Source organism: Aeribacillus sp. FSL k6-2211 (genome assembly GCF_037966125.1).
In the GTDB taxonomy this organism is placed as follows: Bacteria; Bacillota; Bacilli; order Bacillales; family Aeribacillaceae; genus Aeribacillus; species Aeribacillus composti.
In genome coordinates, this window is the sequence record NZ_CP150190.1 from 1,796,900 (window position 1) to 1,818,375 (window position 21,476).

The 21,476-nt window shown below is 39.6% G+C and carries 17 protein-coding genes, 1 pseudogene and 1 riboswitch; of the genes and pseudogenes, 16 read left to right on the plus strand and 2 right to left on the minus strand.

Annotated elements, in window-relative coordinates:
• The first annotated feature begins 1 nt into the window (after position 1).
• The 9 genes and pseudogenes from NSU19_RS08750 to NSU19_RS08790 all read left to right on the plus strand — a co-directional run bounded on the left by NSU19_RS08750 (position 2) and on the right by NSU19_RS08790 (position 8,028).
• Entirely contained in the window at positions 2-349 is a 348-nt protein-coding gene (locus tag NSU19_RS08750) for a YojF family protein (protein WP_063389701.1), read from the plus strand.
• 17 nt (positions 350-366) lie between these two features.
• Positions 367-1,035, plus strand: a complete 669-nt coding sequence (gene bshB2 / locus NSU19_RS08755) for a bacillithiol biosynthesis deacetylase BshB2 (RefSeq protein WP_063389702.1) — start codon at positions 367-369, stop codon at positions 1,033-1,035.
• 183 nt (positions 1,036-1,218) lie between these two features.
• Entirely contained in the window at positions 1,219-2,301 is a 1,083-nt protein-coding gene (locus tag NSU19_RS08760) for a LysM peptidoglycan-binding domain-containing protein (protein WP_311067245.1), read from the plus strand.
• A gap of 663 nt (positions 2,302-2,964) precedes the next feature.
• Entirely contained in the window at positions 2,965-3,150 is a 186-nt protein-coding gene (locus NSU19_RS08765) for a hypothetical protein (protein ID WP_094245675.1), read from the plus strand.
• A 1-nt stretch (position 3,151) separates the two neighbouring features.
• Entirely contained in the window at positions 3,152-3,301 is a 150-nt protein-coding gene (locus NSU19_RS08770; protein ID WP_339199801.1) for a hypothetical protein, read from the plus strand.
• Between the two features lie 91 nt (positions 3,302-3,392).
• The gene (locus NSU19_RS08775) at positions 3,393-4,595 is read left to right on the plus strand and encodes a transposase (RefSeq protein ID WP_339192838.1); all 1,203 of its coding nucleotides are present in this window, start codon (positions 3,393-3,395) and stop codon (positions 4,593-4,595) included.
• 137 nt (positions 4,596-4,732) lie between these two features.
• Entirely contained in the window at positions 4,733-5,215 is a 483-nt protein-coding gene (locus tag NSU19_RS08780; RefSeq protein ID WP_339199802.1) for a type II toxin-antitoxin system PemK/MazF family toxin, read from the plus strand.
• A 592-nt stretch (positions 5,216-5,807) separates the two neighbouring features.
• A riboswitch (Lysine riboswitch) is annotated at positions 5,808-6,000 on the plus strand.
• A gap of 126 nt (positions 6,001-6,126) precedes the next feature.
• Positions 6,127-6,442 (plus strand): annotated as a pseudogene (locus NSU19_RS08785) (group II intron maturase-specific domain-containing protein); the annotation flags it as partial.
• 119 nt (positions 6,443-6,561) lie between these two features.
• Entirely contained in the window at positions 6,562-8,028 is a 1,467-nt protein-coding gene (locus NSU19_RS08790; protein WP_339199804.1) for an amino acid permease, read from the plus strand.
• 599 nt (positions 8,029-8,627) lie between these two features.
• On the opposite strand, the gene NSU19_RS08795 is transcribed toward NSU19_RS08790, so the two are convergent.
• Complete coding sequence (locus NSU19_RS08795; protein WP_339197155.1) at positions 8,628-9,809, minus strand: IS701 family transposase; 1,182 nt, start codon at positions 9,807-9,809, stop codon at positions 8,628-8,630.
• Between the two features lie 413 nt (positions 9,810-10,222).
• Here NSU19_RS08795 and NSU19_RS08800 point away from each other — a divergent pair, with 413 nt between their 5' ends.
• The 6 genes from NSU19_RS08800 to NSU19_RS08825 all read left to right on the plus strand — a co-directional run bounded on the left by NSU19_RS08800 (position 10,223) and on the right by NSU19_RS08825 (position 19,174).
• The gene (locus NSU19_RS08800; RefSeq protein ID WP_066250323.1) at positions 10,223-11,104 is read left to right on the plus strand and encodes a MoxR family ATPase; all 882 of its coding nucleotides are present in this window, start codon (positions 10,223-10,225) and stop codon (positions 11,102-11,104) included.
• A 10-nt stretch (positions 11,105-11,114) separates the two neighbouring features.
• The gene (locus NSU19_RS08805; protein ID WP_339199805.1) at positions 11,115-13,031 is read left to right on the plus strand and encodes a hypothetical protein; all 1,917 of its coding nucleotides are present in this window, start codon (positions 11,115-11,117) and stop codon (positions 13,029-13,031) included.
• A gap of 250 nt (positions 13,032-13,281) precedes the next feature.
• Complete coding sequence (sucA, locus tag NSU19_RS08810; protein WP_063389707.1) at positions 13,282-16,125, plus strand: 2-oxoglutarate dehydrogenase E1 component; 2,844 nt, start codon at positions 13,282-13,284, stop codon at positions 16,123-16,125.
• A gap of 16 nt (positions 16,126-16,141) precedes the next feature.
• The gene (gene odhB / locus NSU19_RS08815; protein WP_130157576.1) at positions 16,142-17,401 is read left to right on the plus strand and encodes a 2-oxoglutarate dehydrogenase complex dihydrolipoyllysine-residue succinyltransferase; all 1,260 of its coding nucleotides are present in this window, start codon (positions 16,142-16,144) and stop codon (positions 17,399-17,401) included.
• A gap of 74 nt (positions 17,402-17,475) precedes the next feature.
• Positions 17,476-17,682: a DUF6501 family protein gene (locus NSU19_RS08820; RefSeq protein WP_063389709.1), complete on the plus strand. Its 207-nt coding sequence runs from the start codon at positions 17,476-17,478 to the stop codon at positions 17,680-17,682.
• Between the two features lie 49 nt (positions 17,683-17,731).
• Positions 17,732-19,174 carry an NAD(P)H-hydrate dehydratase gene (locus NSU19_RS08825; protein ID WP_339199806.1) on the plus strand — a complete coding sequence of 481 codons (1,443 nt, stop codon included), beginning with the start codon at positions 17,732-17,734 and terminating at the stop codon, positions 19,172-19,174.
• Between the two features lie 5 nt (positions 19,175-19,179).
• Here NSU19_RS08825 and NSU19_RS08830 read toward each other — a convergent pair whose 3' ends face one another.
• Complete coding sequence (locus tag NSU19_RS08830; protein ID WP_339199808.1) at positions 19,180-20,031, minus strand: superoxide dismutase; 852 nt, start codon at positions 20,029-20,031, stop codon at positions 19,180-19,182.
• A gap of 53 nt (positions 20,032-20,084) precedes the next feature.
• Between NSU19_RS08830 and NSU19_RS08835 the strand changes: the two genes are divergently transcribed.
• The gene (locus tag NSU19_RS08835) at positions 20,085-20,315 is read left to right on the plus strand and encodes a hypothetical protein (protein ID WP_339199810.1); all 231 of its coding nucleotides are present in this window, start codon (positions 20,085-20,087) and stop codon (positions 20,313-20,315) included.
• Positions 20,316-21,476: the final 1,161 nt, after the last annotated feature.

Consider the following 21,476-nt stretch of genomic DNA (forward strand, 5'->3'; position numbering starts at 1 on the left):
TTTGAAACCGATTGATCCGATAAGGGTTCAAAAAATCATTGATTCTTTTTTACATAAAGAGGTGTATATTCATCTTGAAACGACAACCGGTGCTTATACTTCACACCACAATCAAAACAGCATGACTATTGTCGCGTTTGTCCGAAATGCAAAAATTACATTTTCACAAGGTAAAATAAAAGGAACAGGACCATACCGTGTCGGATTAAAAACAGAGGAAGGCTGGGTGTATGCTGAAGGTCTTACCGATTATACCGTTGATGAACAAAATCGCCTTCTCATGGCCGGCCACGATCGAGATGGAAAGCTTGCCATTGCATTACAAATTAGTGAAACTCCATTTTCTTAAAAAGGAGAGAGGAATAAATGGAAGAGAGGTTATTAGTGATCCTGCCTCATCCCGACGATGAATCGTTCGGAGCAGCAGGACTGATCGCTTTAAAACGGAAAGCAAACGTACCTGTCACGTATGCTTGCTGCACTTTAGGCGAAATGGGCCGCAGCATGGGAAAGCCTTTAATCGCCAATAGGGAGACATTAAAAGATATTCGAAAAAAAGAATTGGAGCAGGTCGCAAAAATTTTAAATATAAACGATTTACGAATGCTCGGCTATCGGGATAAAACATTGGAATTTGAAGATGAAGAAAAATTGGCAGACCACTTTGAACAGATCATCCGGGAAGTCAAACCGACCCTTCTTGTCACGTTTTATCCTGGTTATGCTGTTCATCCAGATCACAACGCTTGCGGCGAGGCGGTTATTCGTGCGGTGAAACGCTTGAAAAGGGAGGAGCGTCCAACCGTTTATTGCATAGCTTTTTCAAACGATCGATTTGAACATATAGGCGAGCCGGATGTAGAAATCGATATATCTGAAGTTGCAGATATAAAAATACAGGCATTGAAGGCTCATCGATCGCAAACTTATTCCATCGTAGAAAAAATAGAAGAAGGAGGAAAAGACCTCCCTCAATTTCAACAATTTTTTCATAAAGAAACGTTCTGGATTTACCCATTTGATGATGAAAAATAAACGATCGAATAGGCTGCTTTGAAAATATTTACAATACAGGTCTATCATCCTCTTTTTTGAAAAAATGATGAATTTTATCTTATAATATAGTAAAATATGAAGAAAGTTGTCGATATAATAAGTAAGAAATATTATTGTACGATAAACGAACATAGGATGTCTCATATGAGGAGGAAAGGCTGTATGAAGAAAAAAGTGTTGGGATTAACGACATCCGCGGTTCTTGGATCTTCGGTTTTCGCAGGAGTCGCTTCCGCTGAAACGATTCGAGTAGAAGCCGGGGATACTCTTTGGGGAATCTCGCAAAGATATAATACTACTGTTGTAAAGTTAAAAGAAGCAAATAGACTTACAAGCGATACAATATACATAGGTCAGGTTTTAAATATTCCTTCAGAAGCATCGTCTTCTCCGAAAGCGAAAGTAACTACTAATAATCAAACAGAGGCGGCTCCTAAACAAACTGGTTCGACATACACAGTGAAAAAAGGTGATACGTTATGGGGCATTGCCAAAAACAACGGAACGTCTGTCAGCGAATTAAAAAGGCTGAACGGATTAACCAGCGATTTAATTTATCCTGGCCAAGTGTTAAAACTATCTGGATCCAGCCAAGCTGTATCTAGCGAAAAGGTTAGCGCCAAAGAACAGGTGCAGGCGCCCAAACAAACCTCACAAACTTCAAATAAAGCAAGTTCACAAAATACATATACCGTCCAAAAAGGCGACTCTCTATGGAAAATTGCTGTAAAATTTAAATTAACCGTCAATCAATTAAAAGCTGCGAATAACCTTTCATCTGACGTTATTTACCCCGGCCAAGTATTGAAGCTGTCAGGCTCTTCAGCCGATAGTGCACGTCAAGTGAATTCCGGTACAAAAACGAATTCTGATTCATCTACTCAAAACGGCAAAGTTTTAGTAATGATTCGAGAAGCCAAAAAATTAGTTGGAGTTCCGTACAGATGGGGCGGAAATACGCCATCTGGTTTTGACTGCAGCGGATTTGTTTACTATGTATTAAACAAAGTGACATCCGTTTCTCGGTTAAGTACAGCCGGTTATTGGAACATGATGAAACCAGTAAGTTCACCAGATGTCGGAGACTTTGTATATTTTTCAACATATAAAGAAGGTCCTTCCCACATGGGAATCTATCTAGGAAATGGGGATTTCATTCATGCCGGATCAAGTGGCGTGCAAATATCGAATTTAAACCAAAAATATTGGAATGATCGATATTTAGGAGCCAGATCTTATTTTTAAAATTATATTTTGCGAGAATGAGAAACATGAAGCAATCAGCCGTTTGTTGGCTGATTGCTTTTTTAATCGGAAGAATGATAGAATCGTCTAATTTGCCGATACATCCATCTTCCTTATAATAGGGATTTTGCATGAGTATGAAATTTGAACAAAAAATATAAGTTTTTTCTAGTAAAAGATTATTAATAATAACGTACTTTTCGGTACTATTTTTAAGAAATTAGTAAAATTAAAAGGTTTTAGTGATATTTTGAAAAATTTATTTAATGTCTATTTAACGACACTCAACAGATGTTTCAATAGATGTAAATTCAATCAATGAAGTACTAGAGTTTATGAAAGCATACTATAATATAATGTAAATGATGATATGGTTTGGATGGATGAGTTATTGTTAACAAACATGAATGGTAGAGTGATTGGATGTACATAATATTGTGTGATTGGGTTAGATTTTTTGGTGAAAATGAAGAAATTAGTAGAGTTTATTTTTAGCTAGATCTGCTATGGTCTGATCAGCTCTAGTTAAGTGTTTTGCCACTCTTTCCGCAACGTCTACCTAGTTTTAATATATACATGAATAAAAATAATATCATTTCAATATGTAGATATGATATAATTTAGCTAAAACTTGCATATACTGCATCTGAGGAGGTGTAGTATATGTGTCGAGAGGATGATAAAAAAATGTTAGCAGCTACTAATAAGAATAAACTTAAAAAGCCTATTATCACAAAAAATAAATTTTTAAATTTATCTAAAAAAGATTGGAAAGAAGCAAATGAAGTAAGTAAAAACACAAGAGGAATTTCAAAAATAACTTATAGGGATTTATTTGGAGGTAAATAAATTGACTGGTTTTTTAAATAAAGAAAACTGGAAACAAATTGAAAGAGGTTATGAATTTGAAGCTGCCATCCTTTATCCGTCAGATACAAAAAGACCTCTTTCGTTTTTTATTCCTGAGCATTTTGCATATTTTTTGACCCAAGAGCCATAAGGATTTCAAAGACATAAAAAAGGACTTCACCCCTAAAATGTAGAATTTTTGAAGTGACGAAACCACAAAAATTCAAAAGGAGGAAGTCACTTTGTATATTCTACAAGAAAGCCTATTTTCCTTTGAAGAACTGCAAAAATTAGAGTCAAAAGAGAAATTACCTATCTTTTTTAGCTCGCTTGATTTACGCCCTTATGCTAAACAGTTGAGAAGTTCTTCACCCCGAGGGGCTGACGGTCATTCCAGAGAAGGGATTCTAAGGGCTCTCATCGCTGCCCCACTCGAAGGCATCGACACCTTTACCGCCCTTCATCATCGATTGGATAAAGACCTTCGTTTCCGTTATCAATGCGGTTTATCGATTGATCGCCCCGCACCGTCTATCTCCACTCTCAGCCGGGTTTTTGCGGCACTTACCAAAAAAAAGCTGGCTGAAAAGATCTTCCTTGACTTGGTACAGTTAGCTCAGGAGGAAGGAATAATTGACGGCAGCCACCAGGCCATCGACAGTGCCGCCATTGATGCCTATGAAAAGAAACAGCCCAAAAAGCGTAGTGAACAAACGGGTAATGCCAATTGGGGCGCAAAATATGATTCCTTCGGCAATAAAATTACCTGGTTTGGCTATAAGATGCATCTTTCAGTCGATACCGCAAGCGAACTGCCAATAGCCATAAAAGTAACCCCTGCCCATGTGAACGATGGAGAAGTCGCACCAGAATTAATAGAGCAAGTGGCAGAGCGTACCAAATCCAAAATTGAATTTCTGATCATGGATGGCGGATATGACCAACTAAAAAACTATGAATCAGCCAAAAACATTGGAGCGCAAGCCATTATCCCGCTCAATTTGCGCAACGAAAAAGAGCCTCCTGAAGGGATTTCTTCCAATGGAACTCCGCGTTGTTCCATGGGTTATGAAATGACTTATTGGGGAGCTGATAAGGACCAGCTCAAGTTCAGATGTCCTCACGCAACCGGCAAAGTGGATTGCCCATTAGGAATGGCAGCCTGTTCATCTTCCAACTATGGAATGGTGGTAAAAGTCGACATCAAAAAGGATGTGCGCCGATATTCCAATCCGCACCGTGATACAAAACGTTGGAAAGAGCTTTACAACGAGAGGACAAGTGTAGAACGCTGTAATTCAAGAATGAAAAGCTACCTTACGGCGAACTCCCTACATGTATGGGGAATTGAAAAAGTAAAGACCCATATTTACCTGAACGCTATTGTATTACTTGTTTCAGCGCTAGCGATGGCAAAGGAAAATAAAGGGAAGAAAGCCGCTTAAAAAAATTCAATGTGAAAAATTCTGTAGGTATGCCCGAAAACAAGATTATTGTAATATTTTGTAAAATAACATGCTGGTAGCTATTTGTCGAGTGCTTTATTTTTTATACTTTTATCCAAAAAATCTAATTTTGCAAAATGCTCATTCCTAATAAAAACAATCCATTAGAAGGAAAAATAGTTGATCAAATAGGTAATTTTTCTCCAGAAATAATTGAAGGAAGACCTAGAGCCAGAGAACAACAAGTTGTTGTTACTATTAAGCCAAGAAAAGTAATTATTGTAACTAATAATATAATAAATCAAAATGAAGAATTTGAATATATTTTAATTGCTCCAATAAATACTATTAAATTATCAGAAAAATCTAAAGATTGGTATGAAAAGTTAATTTATGATGAACATCCAATTTTCACATATATTCCCAAAGGAAATATAGAAAGATATGTAGATTTAAGTCAGATTATGACAATACATAAAAGTTTATTGCTGACAAAATATGATAAAATTCCAGATGAAAGAATGGAATTAATTGATGAAAATTTATTGCAGTGTTTATCTCTTGGAATTATAAAAGAAGAAGCTGAAAATATAATAAAAAATCAAAATATTGAAATTTAACAAAAAGTCATCATTAATAAAATAACATGATGGCTTTTTGTTTTGGTTACAGTACTTCTACCACCTTACATAGGATTTGTGAACAATTAACCAGCAAAAAACACCATTATATTATTATGCTTTTAGGCTGAGAAGTGATATCCAAGCTGTAAAGAATGCTTTACTTCCCCCTAAAACATCGGTCTGCTTGAGGGTCAAATCAATCGCTTGCAAATAATAAAACGAGTGACTTGCGGACGAGCTGGATTATTTTTGTTAGAGAAACAGGTGCTTTATCGATTGTGATAACTATTGCGAAATAACAAATATAAACTTGTTTTCAACCCTTACTCGTTTTTATAAAAAAATTCGTAAGAACCATATTTAAAATCATTTTTAAACAAAAGATCGAAGTCATCACGAGAAACCATGTCTTCTATCTACAACAATCATCTGGTAGACCGATTGATCATCCCTTGAAAGCAATGGTTGGATTTAAAAAAAATCTATACGAAAAAATCTTGTCTCAATCGAGGTGCAAATAGATATTGTTTTTGCACAAAAATTGTTTTATAATCATTATGGAATTAAATAAATAGCATCCTCATTCACCCGATGAGGTAGAGGTTGCGGCTTTTATGAGTACTGCGAACGAGATGCAGAGAACATTGAAGACTTCGCTGGAAAGGGAAAGCCGCCGAAGTTCGCACATTTCTCTGGATGTGCGGACTGGGGTTGCCACCGAACAGGGGCAGCACTGTCACGGTTTGCCTGAAGAAAAGCAGCCGTGGAGCGCTATCTTCACGGAAGGGTTGATACGGGTAATGTTTGTATTGCCGCCGAATCACCTTCGGCGGCTTTTTTGGTGCGCCCAGCATGGGTGTAATCTCTAGGGTGAAAGTCCCGAGCTGCAAAGGCAGAAGAGCAGTTAGCTTAACAGAAGGGGATGGTGCGGCTATTTTACCTTGGCAGATACACCAAGTAAGTTCAAAGAATTTGGCGAATGGATCAGACGAAGACTTCGAATGTGTTTATGGAAAGAGTGGAAAACGCCGAAAACAAAAATTCGGAAACTCAGAGGATTAAGTGTTCCAACGCATAAGCCATTCGAGTGGGGTAATACGCAAGAAATACTGTCGGATTGCCTGCAGTCCCATTCTACACAAAACCCTCGACAACTCCTACTGGAGTCGACAAGGGTTAAGAAGTCTATTCGAAAGATATCAATTTCTGCGTCATCTTAATTGAACCGCCGTATACTGAACGGTACGTACGGTGGTGTGAGAGGTCGGGGGTTAGTCACCCACTCCTACTCGATTATCACCCGGCTCCTTTCCATGACAAAGAAAAAAGGAGCGATGAAAACAATGGAAAGCGTTATTAAAAAGAAGGAAACAGCTACGACCGACCATTCTTCGCCTAACCAGCTTCGACGCAAGCTAAAAACAAGGCATTTAACGATGATTTCTCTTGGTGGGACGATTGGCACTGGATTGTTTTTAGCCAGCGGTGGAGCAATTCATACTGCTGGGCCGGGCGGAGCGCTGGTAGCGTATATTGCAATTGGTATAATGGTGTATTTTTTGATGACCAGTCTTGCAGAAATGGCAGCTTATATGCCAGTTACTGGAACGTTTAGTACGTATGCAACTAAGTTTGTCGATCCTGCGCTCGGATTTGCTCTAGGATGGAATTACTGGTACAACTGGGCCATTACGATTGCCGCAGAGCTCTCTGCTGTGACTATCATTATGAAATTTTGGTTTCCTGATAGTCCTTCACTTTTATGGAGCGCTTTATGCTTAGTAATTATGTTTCTGCTTAATTATTTATCCGTAAAAGGATTTGGCGAAGCAGAATATTGGTTTTCGCTCATTAAAGTAATAACAGTCATTATTTTTCTTATTGTCAGCTTTTTAATAATTGTAGGTATTATGGGTGGTGAAGCGGTTGGATTTAAAAACTTCACCATCGGCGACGCTCCATTCCATGGTGGTTTCATGGCGACTCTCGGCATTTTTATGGCGGCGGGTTTTTCTTTCCAAGGAACAGAGCTGCTTGGAGTTGCAGCAGGTGAAAGCGAGGATCCGAAGCGTAACATTCCTCGCGCCATTCGGCAAGTATTTTGGCGCATTTTGCTATTTTATATATTGACTATTTTAGCAATCGGACTTCTTATTCCATATACGAATGAAAATCTAGCGAATAGCGATGTTACGGTCAGCCCGTTTACTCTCGTTTTTGACAAAGCTGGCATTGCGTTCGCTGCATCCGTTATGAATGCTGTCATTTTAACAGCGGTTTTATCAGCCGGAAACTCTGGTATGTATGCGTCTACTCGGATGCTTTGGGGGCTAGCAAAAGAGGGGAAAGCGCCAAAATTTTTGGCTAAGTTGAATCGCCGGGGAGTCCCTGTTAATGCATTACTGGTTACTGCTTCATTAGGAACGCTTGCTTTCTTGGCTTCGTTTTTTGGGGATGGGATCGTCTATGTATGGTTATTAAATGCTTCTGGTTTGTCGGGGTTCATTGCATGGCTTGGCATTGCAATCAGTCACTATCGTTTCCGCAAAGCGTATGTTGCGCAAGGGAGAGATCTCCGTGATCTTCCTTACAAAGCAAAATGGTTTCCATTCGGACCGCTGTTCGCTCTGGTACTTTGCGCGGTCGTCATTTTGGGACAGAACTACAGGGCCTTTATGGGAGAATCAATCGACTGGTACGGTATTCTCGTTTCTTACATTGGATTGCCATTGTTTTTAGCAGTTTGGTTTGGCTATAAAATCGTGAAAAAGACAAAGGTCGTTCCTCTCGATGAATGTGAATTAGACTAAAAAGCCGCTTGAAAAGACGCATTAGTATCCAAAATCTGCACGCTCGGTGTTCAACGGATTTTGTATGCCATCACAACGACGAAAATGCTCGTATGGTGCAGGACAAGTGTAAACGAATGATGGTCCAATCAGAAAAGCCGCTCTTTCTTGATACGGAGCGGCATTCATCAGTTAAAGGGAAAGCTTCATCTTTTCCATCAAATGATTTGTTCTTTTTATTCCGATAATTAAGATTGTCTGTTCAGAGCTCCCAACATCCAGAGATGGGGGAATGGCGGAAAGGCGTCTTTCATTTGGTAAGATAGAAAACGATTGGATTAATCCATTCCTCCCTATATATAACTTGACATGTTAACATCTGCATGGATATGTAGCTTGGACCGTTTTTCGACGGTCTGAAAATAGGTGTCTTTCTTAATGTTGCCAAAATGTTAAATGATACATTTGAATTACAAGATCTATATATATATAAAATTTTAACTAAGCTACTGGTATGCGAAAGTTGAGTTCAATATAAATAAATTTCTATATAATTTACTGTAGATGAGCAATTTTCATAACAATAATTACCATACCAAAAGAGACAAACAGGGTACCCCTTATGCCACATGGAGCTGTTTTTTGACAACATCAATGGGAATATCTTGCTTCGCTGCATGGTAAATGAACTCGACGAGACTATGCCCTTTCTTCGTTCGGAGAAGATCAAGCCCAGTAGAGAAATCCCGGTTGGACTCGACCATACTGTACACATAAGCGAGTTGCACCAAGATCCAATACCGTTTCACCGCCCGACGATGACGAACACGGTACCCATCGAGCTTCAGCTGGTCTTTCGCTTGTCGAAAAAAGCATTCGATCGACCAACGTTGGGCATAGTAGCGCAAGATCTCTTCATCGCTTAGCTCCCGGTCGGTGCTCAAGACGCAGTGAAGATGTTCGGGTGTCATCGGCTGATCGGCTTTCCAAGCCAACAACACAACGGCATCATCGAGACCTTTCAGCGATCCCTCGTAGCGATACACGCGATAACGCTCTTCTCCCACCGTGACGAGATGGGTGTCGTTCGGTTCGATATAGCGGGCAAACTGTTTGGCTTGGATGGCGATGCCTTTCGGATAGAGAATCCGGTTCGTTTTGAGCATCGCGATGACGTGAAATCCTTTTTTCAGACAGGCTTCCACGAGCGCTTGCGATGGATACCACGAATCCATCAGCACATAAACGGGACGGCGTACATCCAAAGAAGAAAGCATCTCGATCGCGAGTTCCCCCTTGCTTTTCCCAGCCGCCTTGTCGTAGAGGCGGAACGCAAAGGGAAAAGCCTGGGTCATCGTATGAACCATGAGCCAAACAAGAGAATGTCCCCAGATCGACTTTTTCTCTGTGTGAGAATAGTGCCAATCACACCCTTGAATGGCGTGCGTTGCCCGTGACGAAGGCTTGATTTTTTGGCAAATCGTATCATCGATCGAAACAAAAAGGGGTTGATTTTTCTGTTTGGCGATCCGTTCGACACGATGAAGCATCCATTGCTGGAGTTTGCCAAGCAGCGTCTCTTCATCCCAAGGGCTTTTCGTGAAAAAATGGCTGAGTGTCGTTCGATGATTGGGGTGAAAGCTCCAATGATGAAGATCGGTCAACGTTCCAGAAAAGCCTTTCGTGATCATCGCATCCACGATATGAACGAGATGCTTCATGACAGGTTTTGAAAAATAAAGTGCCAACCCCAACATCGTGAAAAACTTGTGGATTCCTTGATGATGTGCTAATCTATTCATGAGACATGAACCTCCTTGTGTGAATGGTTTGTTGGCACATCTATTCTAACCAAGGAATCGGGTTCATGTCTCCTTTTTTGTTTCGATGTAAATTTATGTTAGTGATTTTGCTCATCTACTGTAATTTATTGATTTATAGGGGGCTGTCTAATAAGTCGATTTTTGGGCTTATAGACGCCCCTTTAACTTTTTTTAAAACGTTGATATATTCATGCTTATGATTTGATGGATTTTGACTTTCTGGACAATCCCAGTAGTACAAACCACGTCTATGGTTTGTGCTGTCTGTAAAAATTATAATATTTTAAATTCAAAAGAATCTTAAAAATTAATGTGTTAAAAAAGGATATGATATAGTTATGTAGTGAAACAATATAAAAAAGAACGTGATGATTAGAAAGGAAATTTTTATGATGTCTTTAGAGCTTCATTTGCCAAAAGAAATAATAAATGTAATTGAATCTCGCAAAAAGCGGGTGCATTCTGATCAAGATCAAAGATTAATTGGACAAGGCGGTTTTTTGTCTGACGATCCAGTCATTTTGTATGATGCGCTGGTGGCATTGGCCCTTGGAAAAAATGTTTTGTTAAAAGGACCGACCGGTGCTGGGAAAACGAAACTTGCTGAAACGCTGTCATCATTTTTTTCTCAGCCGATGCACAGCATTAACTGTTCAGTTGATCTTGATGCCGAAGCATTGCTTGGATATAAAACGATTGTCAATTCCAGCAATCAAACAGCCATTGAGTTTGTCGAAGGACCTGTTATTCAGGCGATGAAAAAAGGGCATTTTTTATATATAGATGAAATCAATATGGCGAAACCTGAGACATTGCCAATTTTAAATGGGGTGCTAGATTACCGGAGGCGGATCACGAATCCATTTACACAAGAGGTTGTGGCGGCGAAAGAGGGATTTGGTGTCATCGCAGCTATTAACGAAGGGTATGTAGGGACGGTTCCGTTAAACGAAGCGTTGAAAAACCGATTCGTCGTGATTGATGTTCCATATGTACAAAATGAAAAGTTAAAACAAGTGCTCACTGAGCAGTCTTCTTTAAAAGATGAAAAGCTGATAGAAAAGTTTCTCACATTATCCAGCGACATTATTACACAAGTAAAAATCGGGAAGGTTTCGGAAGAAGCAGCTTCCATCCGGGCTTTGATCGATGCCTGCGATTTGTCGGTTTATTTGCCCCCTTTAAGAGCGATTGAACGGGCCATTGCAGCAAAATTGGATGATGAGCTGGAAAAAAGAGCGATCATGAACATTGCAGAAACCGTTTTTGAGTGAGGGAAATCCGATGCATTATATAAAATTTAATGATGAAATCATAGATTCAATGTTAATGATGGAGCTGTCCGATTTAGCGCAAACATTGACAAAACGAAGAGATATCGATATCGCTTTTGCCGTTCAGTCTTACTTTCATCCAGCAGAACAAAAAATTTATATCAGCCATTTTTGGAACGATCGTGCGGAAGAAGACAAGCTTGCAGGATTTAAATCAGACATTTATTTGCGCGCAATTGGCAGCTATTATTATACGGATTTTCATCAAATTGCTGCATTTCATGATCTCGTTCGGATATTACATCATCAAAAATTTGCAAAACAGCTGTTGATGCTGCTTGAAGATGTCCGGATTGAAGAACTGGTTAAACGCGATCGTCCCGGGACAAAGCGCTATTTCCGCAAGCGGCTGAATATTTATAAAAAATATTACCGTGATCAGCTGAAAGCAAGCCTTGATCGGGGATTTGCAACCGATGCGCTCTTTGCGGCCCTGTATGAAATGGCTACGGCCACATCACCTGTTTTGAATGTACCAGAAATAAGCGTCCAAATAGATGAACTGCTGCCTTTCGTGAAGGAACAAGTGATGAACGTATACGATGCAAATAGCACGAAAGAAGTTTCCGATATTGTCCTGAAGACGATGGGGCTGTTGGATGAAGTGTTGAAAAAAGATTTGATCCATACTTATTTCATTTTGCCTGATTTATCGGAAAAAGATCTCCATACCTTGACTTTTGACGACATGAAACGAAAAGACCGGCTTCAAAATCAGGATGCACTGGATAATGTAAAAAAGGGCGATGAAGATCTTCATGATGAAAAAATGGCCATATGGCATCGTGAAACATCCACACCGACGAAAAGCTTTTTGCAATTTGATTTAGAACAAGGAACGCAAACGAATTTAATAGATGAACATGCAAGGCAAACTGAGACGGGAGATCAGGCGCTTGTGATTGTGGAAGGTTCAGCTAGACAGACTCAAAACAATTATTATGACGAAGTAAATGCTGATGAAAAGCTGCAAAAAGAAGCAGAGCAAGAAATACAACAACAACTCGGGAAGGAAAACAAGCATGCAAAAGCATATTTCCTGACGGCAAACATGCCAAAGAAAGCAGAAAAATCTGCGTATGAAAAGGAATTGCAGCAATTGATCGTGTACAAAAAACGTTTGCAGCGAATCATTCAAAAAACGCTTGAACATAAAAAGACATATCCAAAACAAGATGAACATTTCGGCAGATTGAATAAAAAGCTGTTGCGTCTATGGACGGATGAAAACCCGAAGCTTTTTTTCAAAAAAAGGAATCCTGCGAATGATCTTGACGGGGTGTTTACACTGCTCGTCGACTGCTCTGCATCCATGCACGACAAAATGGAAGAAACAAAACGAGGCATCATTTTGTTTCATGAAACGTTAAAGTCCGTTCGGGTTCCACATCAAATTGTCGGTTTTTGGGAAGACTCGGCAAACAGTACAGAAAACAACCAGCCGAACTATTTCAAAAAAGTAATCAACTTCGAAACTTCACTTAGCTCCAGCTCAGGACCAGAAATCATGCAGCTTTTGCCTGAAGAAGATAACCGCGACGGTTTTGCGATCCGGCATATGACAAACGAACTGCTTGCAAGAAAAGAGAAGCAAAAATTTCTTCTTGTTTTTTCAGACGGTGAGCCTGCTGCCTACGGATATGATCAAAACGGAATTGTCGATACACATGAAGCCGTAATGAATGCTCGAAAGCACGGTATAGAGGTGCTGAACATATTTTTATCCGCCGGAGCAGTTGAAGAAAGCAAAAGAAAGGTAATGAAAACGATTTATGGAAAACACAGCATCATGGTGCAAAATATCACAGAACTCCCGGACGTCTTGTTCCCGCTTTTGAAAAAATTGCTGCAAAAAACAATCGAATAAACCGCCAAAACATGGCAGAATACAACATGTATTCAAAAAATCAAGAAAATTATTATATAAAGATGCTAATTTTTAAGTAAATACTATTGGTCAATCTGATGAATAGTGTTAAAATAGCGGTGGAAGCGGTTATTTAAAAAAATATAGCTTGCTTCTTGTGGGATGGTGATGAGAATTTAAAAAAATTTTTTGTGGGGAAACAAAGCAGAAGAATTCTAATGATTAGTGATCATTGGGGGTTTTTAAGAAAATGGAAGAAACTTCGTCAAATTTAAAAATCGCATGGCGTGATTTTCACGGACCTAATTTAGGGTATGTCATGGACTTATATGAACAATATTTAGAAGATCCGAATTCTGTTGATGAAGAATTAAGAAACATGTTTGATGCTTGGGGGGCTCCTGAGGCTCTAACTGAACAATCTTATGTAAACTCCTCATCCACTGTAAGCAGAAATTTGTCTTATACGTTTGAAAAGCTGCAAAAAGTAGCAGCTGCTGTAAGGTTTGCAGAGGATATTCGGACATTTGGACATTTGGATGCTTCTATTTATCCTATGGGGATAAAACATAACGAAGAAGATGTTTTGAATGAATCAAGATACGGTCTGACGAAAGAGGACTTAATTGAAATACCGGCCAAATTGTTGAGTCCGTATACTCCTGATCATGTACACAACGGGTACGAAGCGATCCAATATTTAAAAGATGTTTATTCAAAATCGATTGCATTTGAATTTCAGCATGTCCACAATTTTGAAGAGCATGAATGGCTAAACGAAATGGTGGAATCTGGGAAAATTTTCAAAACACTTTCAAAAGAGAAACGCATTTCTCTTTTGAAGCGATTAACAGAAGTTGAAGGATTTGAATCTTTTCTCCATAAAACATTTGTCGGCCAAAAGAGATTCTCCATTGAAGGTGTTGATATGCTCGTTCCGATGCTTGATGAGCTGATTTCTGAAGCTGTGAAAAGCGGAACGACAAATATAAACATCGGAATGGCGCATCGGGGCCGACTAAGCGTGTTGGCTCATGTGTTAGGAAAGCCATTTGAGCTTATTTTCTCTGAGTTCCAGCATGCACCGAACAAAGAATTGGTTCCGTCTGAAGGTTCAATCGGAATCAACTACGGCTGGACCGGAGATGTGAAATATCATTTAGGTGCGGACAGAAAAATTAAAGATCATAATGTTGTTCGTGCACGGCTCACGCTAGCGAACAACCCTAGCCATCTAGAGTTTGTGGATCCGATTGTGGAAGGGTATACACGTGCAGCCCAAGATAATCGTAATGTGCGCGGATATCCTGAACAAGATATTCACAAATCCATGGCTGTGCTGATTCACGGCGATGCAGCATTCCCTGGCGAGGGAGTCGTGGCAGAGACTCTTAACCTTAGTCAGTTAAACGGTTACAAAACCGGAGGAACAATCCACATTATCGCCAATAATATGATTGGATTTACGACGGAAAGCCATGATTCTCGATCAACAAAATATGCCAGCGACCTAGCCAAGGGCTTCGAAATTCCGATCGTTCATGTGAATGCGGATGATCCAGAAGCATGTTTGGCAGCTGTTTATATTGCCATTTTGTATCGCAATAAATTCCATAAAGATTTCTTAATTGATTTAATCGGATACCGCCGTTACGGGCATAACGAAATGGATGAGCCGATGGCGACAAATCCGTTGCTTTATGAAAAAATTAAGAAACATGAAACAATTTGCAAATTATATGCTAAACAGCTTGAAAGCGATGGAATTATTTCTTTAGAAGACGCAAGAAAGTTTGAACAAGAAGTGCAGGATCGGCTGAAAAAAGCATACGATAAAGTTCCAAAAAACGAACACCAAGAAGAGGAAATTCATATTCCAGAAACGGTCAGCCATGGTCTGCCCAAAATCGACACGACTGTGCCGGTGGATGTCCTTGACAAAATTAACAAGGAATTAATTACTTTCCCAGAAGGATTCACCGTTTTTAATAAATTGCAAAAAATTCTAGAACGCAGGGCAAAAGTATATGAAGAAGAAAGAAAAGTAGATTGGTCGCTTGCAGAAGCGTTCGCTTTTGCGACAATCTTGAGAGATGGAACTCCGCTTAGAATTACTGGACAAGATTCGGAACGCGGGACTTTTGCTCATAGACATTTAGTCTTGCACGATGTGAAAACAGGCAAAACCTTCTCGCCGCTGCATCGTTTGTCGGATGTTCAAGCATCGTTTGCGATTCATAACAGCCCGTTGTCTGAAGTTTCTGTATTGGGATTTGAATACGGATATAACGTATTTTCTCCGGAAACGCTTGTCATTTGGGAAGCACAATTCGGTGATTTTGCAAACGTTGCACAAGTCATATTCGATCAATTTATTTCAGCCGGCAGGGCAAAATGGGGACAAAAATCTGGACTCGTCATGTTGCTGCCGCATGGATATGAAGGCCAGGGACCGGAACATTCCAGCGGGCGTTTGGAACGGTACTTGACCCTTGCTGCAGAAAACAATTGGACGGTGGCAAATGTAACGACTGCTGCTCAATATTTTCATTTGTTAAGAAGACAAGCAGCGATTTTAACAAAAGAAGAAGTGCGTCCGCTCATCATTATGACGCCAAAAAGCTTGCTGCGTAATCCAAATACGGTTTCCGACGTTACAGAGCTGACTGAAGGTCAATTTCAACCGGTTATTGAACAGCCTGGTTTAGGTCAAAATAAAGAAAAAGTAAAACGTTTAATTTTGTGCACTGGCAAAATATCGATAGAATTGGCGAATGGTCTGCAAAAATTAGATCAAAAAGATTTTCTTCATATTGTACGGGTGGAGGAAATTTATCCGTTCCCTGAAGAAGAAATTAAAGAGATTATAGAAAGATACCCTAACTTGCAGGAAATCGTCTGGGTGCAAGAAGAGCCGAAGAATATGGGATCGTGGATTTTCACATATCCGCAATTAAAATCTATTGTGGGTGATAAGCTCGCTGTTAAATATATTGGACGTCCAAGACGGTCAAGCCCTGCAGAAGGAGACCCGACAATTCACAAAAAAGAGCAGAGCCGAATCATAACAGAAGCGCTTACATGGAATGAATGAGGAGGAAATTTAAAAAATGGCTGAAATTAAAGTTCCAGAACTAGCAGAATCCATTTTAGAAGGTACAATTTCTCAATGGTTGAAAAAACCTGGCGATAAAATTGAAAAAGGCGAATACATTCTTGAGCTGGAAACCGATAAGGTCAATGTTGAAATTACTGCTGAACATGCTGGTGTTTTAAAAGAAGTATTTAAAAATGAGGGCGATGTTGTCGAAGTTGGCGAAGTCATCGGAATCATCGATGAAGGCGCAAGTGAAGCTCCACAGGCAAGCAGCCCTCAGCCAGAACAAAAAGTAGAAGCCGCTCCAGAGCAAAATCTAGAGGAGCAAACAGTTCAAGTGGAATCGGAAGAACAGTCTGCAGGCAAACCGCGCCCAATCGCAACACCTGCAGCAAGAAAGCTTGCACGTGAAAAAGGAATCGACTTATCGGCCGTGCCGACGGCTGATCCGCTCGGTCGTGTTCGCAAACAAGATATTGCATATTATGAAGCGCCAAAAGCGGAAGAAAAAGCCCCTAATAAACCAAAACCAGAACCGCAAGAAACACAAAAGGCAACGGTTGCAGATCAGAAGCCTGTGGAACGGATCAGAATGTCCCGCAGAAGACAAACCATTGCCAAACGTCTAAAAGAAGTTCAAAATACAGCAGCTATGCTGACAACCTTTAATGAAGTGGATATGACAGCAGTTATGAACATCCGCAAACGGAGAAAAGATCAATTTTTTGAGGAGCATGATGTTCGTTTAGGCTTTATGTCCTTCTTTACAAAAGCAGTTGTCGCAGCCTTGAAAAAATTCCCTCTACTGAATGCGGAAATTCAAGGCGATGAAATTGTGTTGAAAAAATATTATGATATTGGAGTAGCTGTTTCTACAGATGAAGGTTTGGTTGTTCCTGTTGTAAGAGATGCAGATCGCTTAACATTTGCTCAAATCGAGCAAGAAATTGCCGATCTTGCAGCAAAAGCGAGAGCAAATAAACTTGCGCTTTCGGATCTGCAAGGAGGAACATTTACGATAACTAACGGCGGTATTTTCGGATCTTTATTGTCAACACCGATTTTAAATGGACCTCAAGTCGGTATTTTAGGGATGCATAAAATCCAGCTTCGGCCAGTTGCGATTGACGAAGAGCGCATTGAAAACCGTCCGATGATGTATATTGCTTTATCATATGACCACCGTATTATTGACGGAAAAGAAGCTGTCAGCTTCTTGGCAACTGTCAAAAAGCTGTTGGAGGATCCAGAGCAGCTCTTGCTGGAAGGGTAAATCACTAATGAAGGAAGAACGCATTCCGCGTTCTTCTTTTCATATGAAAACGAACGAATGAAGGAGTGGCAAACATGAATCATCTATCATGGAAAAACAAAAAAGCGAATAAAAAAGTTGTATGTTTACATACAAATGCAAAAAAGTATATGGTAAATAATGTATTGACACCTGGACAAACTTATGATGTCTTGAACGAAACGGAAGAGTATTATTTTATTATCGACAATTCCGGAAAAGTAGGCGGATTTTACAAGGAATATTTTGAAGAGGCAAAATAGCTAATCATCCCTTTATTTTTTCTTTCCTTTTTGAGAGGAGGTGTTGTTCGTGTTCGTTTATACTGAAGAGGATATTCGCAACATTGACAATCTGGCAGAAAAAAATGGCCTTTCTTCTATTGTGTTGATGGAAAACGCCGGGCGCTCTTTATTTCAAAAGCTTGTTTCGTACGTAAAAAAAGATGATCGCATTTTAATATTGTCCGGTAAAGGCAACAACGGCGGAGATGGAATTGTTTTGGCCAGATATTTAAAACAAAACGGCTACCATGCCGATCTTTCTTTTCCGCTTGGGGCACCGAAAAGTGAAGCAGCGAAGCATCATTTCGCTTTTTATAAAAACAGCGGTTTTCTCGAAACAGCCGAATATGAACAAAATCATTACCAAGTCATCGTTGACGCTTTGCTGGGGGTCGGTGCAAGGCATCCGCTAAGAGATGATGTGAAAAACATCATTGAATGGATTAATGGACAAAACGCTTTTGTCGTTTCCGTTGATGTTCCTTCAGGAGTTTTATCCGACTCCGGAGAAGCGCCGATAGCGGTTAAAGCAAACGTCACCATCAGCATCCACGGATATAAGCGATCAGCCTTTTTGCTGCCTTCTTCATCTTTTTACGGAAAAAAGGAAGTTGTGTCCATCGGCCTGAAGGAAGAAGGGAAATGGAAGGTCTGGACAGAAAAAGATGTGAAGCAAACATGGCCGAACCATCCGTCTTTTTCCCATAAAGGCACTTTTGGAACAGGCTATTTAATTGCTGGCTCCGACGAAATGCCGGGAAGTGTGCTTCTTGCTGCGAAGGGAGCTATGAGGGCAGGAATTGGCAAGCTTGTGATCGGCACAACACCATTTGTAGCCGGTGCCATCGCCGGGCAAATTCCTGAAGCAACTTATTTTTTTGAAGGTCTTATAAAAGCAGGAGATGGTGAATTCCCGGAAAAGCTGTCAGTATGTGCAATTGGACCAGGTATCGTTCCTGGAGAAGAGACCGAAACAGCCATTCAATCCATCTTACAAAACGATTGGCCTGTTGTGCTGGATGCCGGTGCGTTACATAAACGCACATATCCGAAAAATAGACAACATCCTATTGTGTTAACACCGCATCCGGGTGAATTTAGCCGTTTAATCGATCAGCCGATCAGCTATATACAAAAGAACAGAATCGAAGCTGCTTCTAAATTTGCCGTTGAAGAAAATGTCATTGTGGTTTTAAAAGGCCAATATACAGTGATTGCATTTCCGGATGGAACAGGAATGATCAATCCAACTGGAAACATTGCTTTGGGCAAAGGCGGGAGCGGAGATGCATTAACGGGAATCATCGCTGCTTTTTTGTCCTATTATGAGAACAAAAAAGCAGCTGTGGCAAATGCAGTCTATTTACACGGTTTATGTGCAGATCTGTTTGTAAAAACGAAAGGTGTAAGATCAATGCTTGCGGGCGATATTCCAGACATTTTGCCGGAAGTGATGAAACGATTCGAATAGCCTTATCAATATGGCTTCCAAATGACTTTTTTTGCAGTTTGAAATCTTTGTTCCACTTCTGGCCAGTTGACGATTTTCCAAAAATTATCGATATATTTTTGCCGATCGTTTTTATATTGCAAGTAGTATGCATGCTCCCAAACATCTAATACAAGAAGAGGAATGACATCCCATTGGCTTAAGTTTTGATGCTTTTCCGCCTGCAATATTTCCAATCTTCTTGAACGGGGGGACCATACTAATATCGCCCAGCCTCCGCCTTCGACTGCTTTTGCAGCTTCGCTGAAATGCTTTTTAAATGCTTGAAAGCTTCCAAATGAATTTTTGATCGCTTCCTTTAATTCACCTTTTGGCTTGCCCCCGCCTTTTGGATTCATGACATTCCAAAAAATTGTATGCAAATAGTGGCCTGCCCCATTGAAAGCTGCTTCCCGTTCCCAATGTTTAATCAATGAAAAATCTCCTGTTCTCCGTGCTTTTTCCATTTCGATTTCCGCCTTGTTTAAACCGTCTACATAGCTTTGATGGTGTTTCAAATGGTGAAGCCTCATGATTTCTTCTGAAATATACGGCTCAAGCGCATTGTATCGATAGGGAAGAGGAGGGAGCTTATGTTGTCCTATCGGCACAGCCAAAGACCGGTCATCTTCACCTTCAATAAATAATCTGAATTCATCATACAATTGATTCGCCTGTTCATAAAGTTCGCTTTCTGAAACGGACTCGGCTTTGTCCAGCTCTGTTTTGAAACGGATTATTTTTTCCTCGAATTCGCTTGCAAAAAGGTGTTCTGAAATGATGTTTCCATAAAGATCATCACACCATTTTTTTAATTCATTAATATACGATTCACTCAAGACAACAAAATCCTCCTTTTCATTCAATCGTCCAGAATACTATATGAAGCAATTTGAAAAAGGGTGAACTAAAAGAAGCGCGTCTTTTAGATGGAAGAGGGGAGCTCCTTAAAGCGGTTTTTCACCAATTAAAAACGGATGATTTTTTGAAGAAATGCATTTTTTATGTGAGAGGAGAGGCTGGATGGGAAGAAATATGTTTGTCAATACTCGGTCTTGTTATGAAAAAAGAGCAGCTGCCTGAATTATGTATGAAAAATGCCATACATATCAATGCAAAATAAAATCAGGGGATTGCCCCAAAAGGATACATCCATTGGAATTCAATAATCAAGAAATGCTGATATATCAGCATTACTGAACATGAAAAGGGGATCCAATACCGTGAAATCAACTATTGGACAGCCCCTTAAGTCAATCTGCCCAAACATCGTTCATTTAACAGTATACTTTTCATCTTTTCAAATAAGCACGTCAGCTTCTTTAGCTTTTTTGGGAACTAATAGACAAACTCTACTTTAATGGCAGAAGTAAGTACATTCAAATTTCATTTTAACAACAAAATACTACTTCTTGATTAGATCTGCCATCATAACAAAAATTTTTATCATCATACGCATTTTCATCCTGCTTTAAAATGTCGTCTATATATTTTTGGTATTCCTTTACAAAAGGCTATAACAAAGTCCGTGAAATGACAATCCAGTACTTTTTGTTTGCTTGAATCATAATACAACAATCAATAAACAGACGATTTTGGGATTTTTTTAATGTGATATTTTAAAGCATTCTCAAAGCTTCTACGGTCCCTTGAACTATTTTTCATTACTGAATTTTGATCAAGTAATCTCCGATATCTAATAAAACACCATCACGGAATGTTGTGTTGTCCCTTTTCAACAATATACATATATAATCTTTTGTAGAAATAAAAGGATAGCTCAAAAGGAGCATCTTTTGTATCCTCATATTCTTCAATCTCAAATAATAGCTTCATCTGTCTATACACCATTTAAATTCATTTTGTTTACTATTTTTACAGATTTCATATATTAAATTACTTGATTTATCCCGTTACTTGGTTTTCCTTTAAAGATTTCATAATCCTCTTCATTTCTGTTTTTGAAAGATTTTTAGAAACAATGTTCATTTTATATCGCGATTTTCCCTGTAATTCCTTTTTGATGCTGTGCGTCCTTTCATTTATGTAAAAAGCAGAGAAGACAACGCTTTTTTCAATTTAAAGCCGAACAGGGAAGGGGTGTTCTGCTGTATTATGGACAATTACTGTTTCTGTTGTTTTTCACAGAGGAAATGCCCGAGCTTTTCTCAATGCAGAAAGTACTAAAGCAGGCGGAACTCAACCTTTTAGGAGAAGTTCTCGACAACTGGAAAGCCCCACAGAAATCATTTTCTGTGGGGCATAGATATTGTTTTTTAGACAG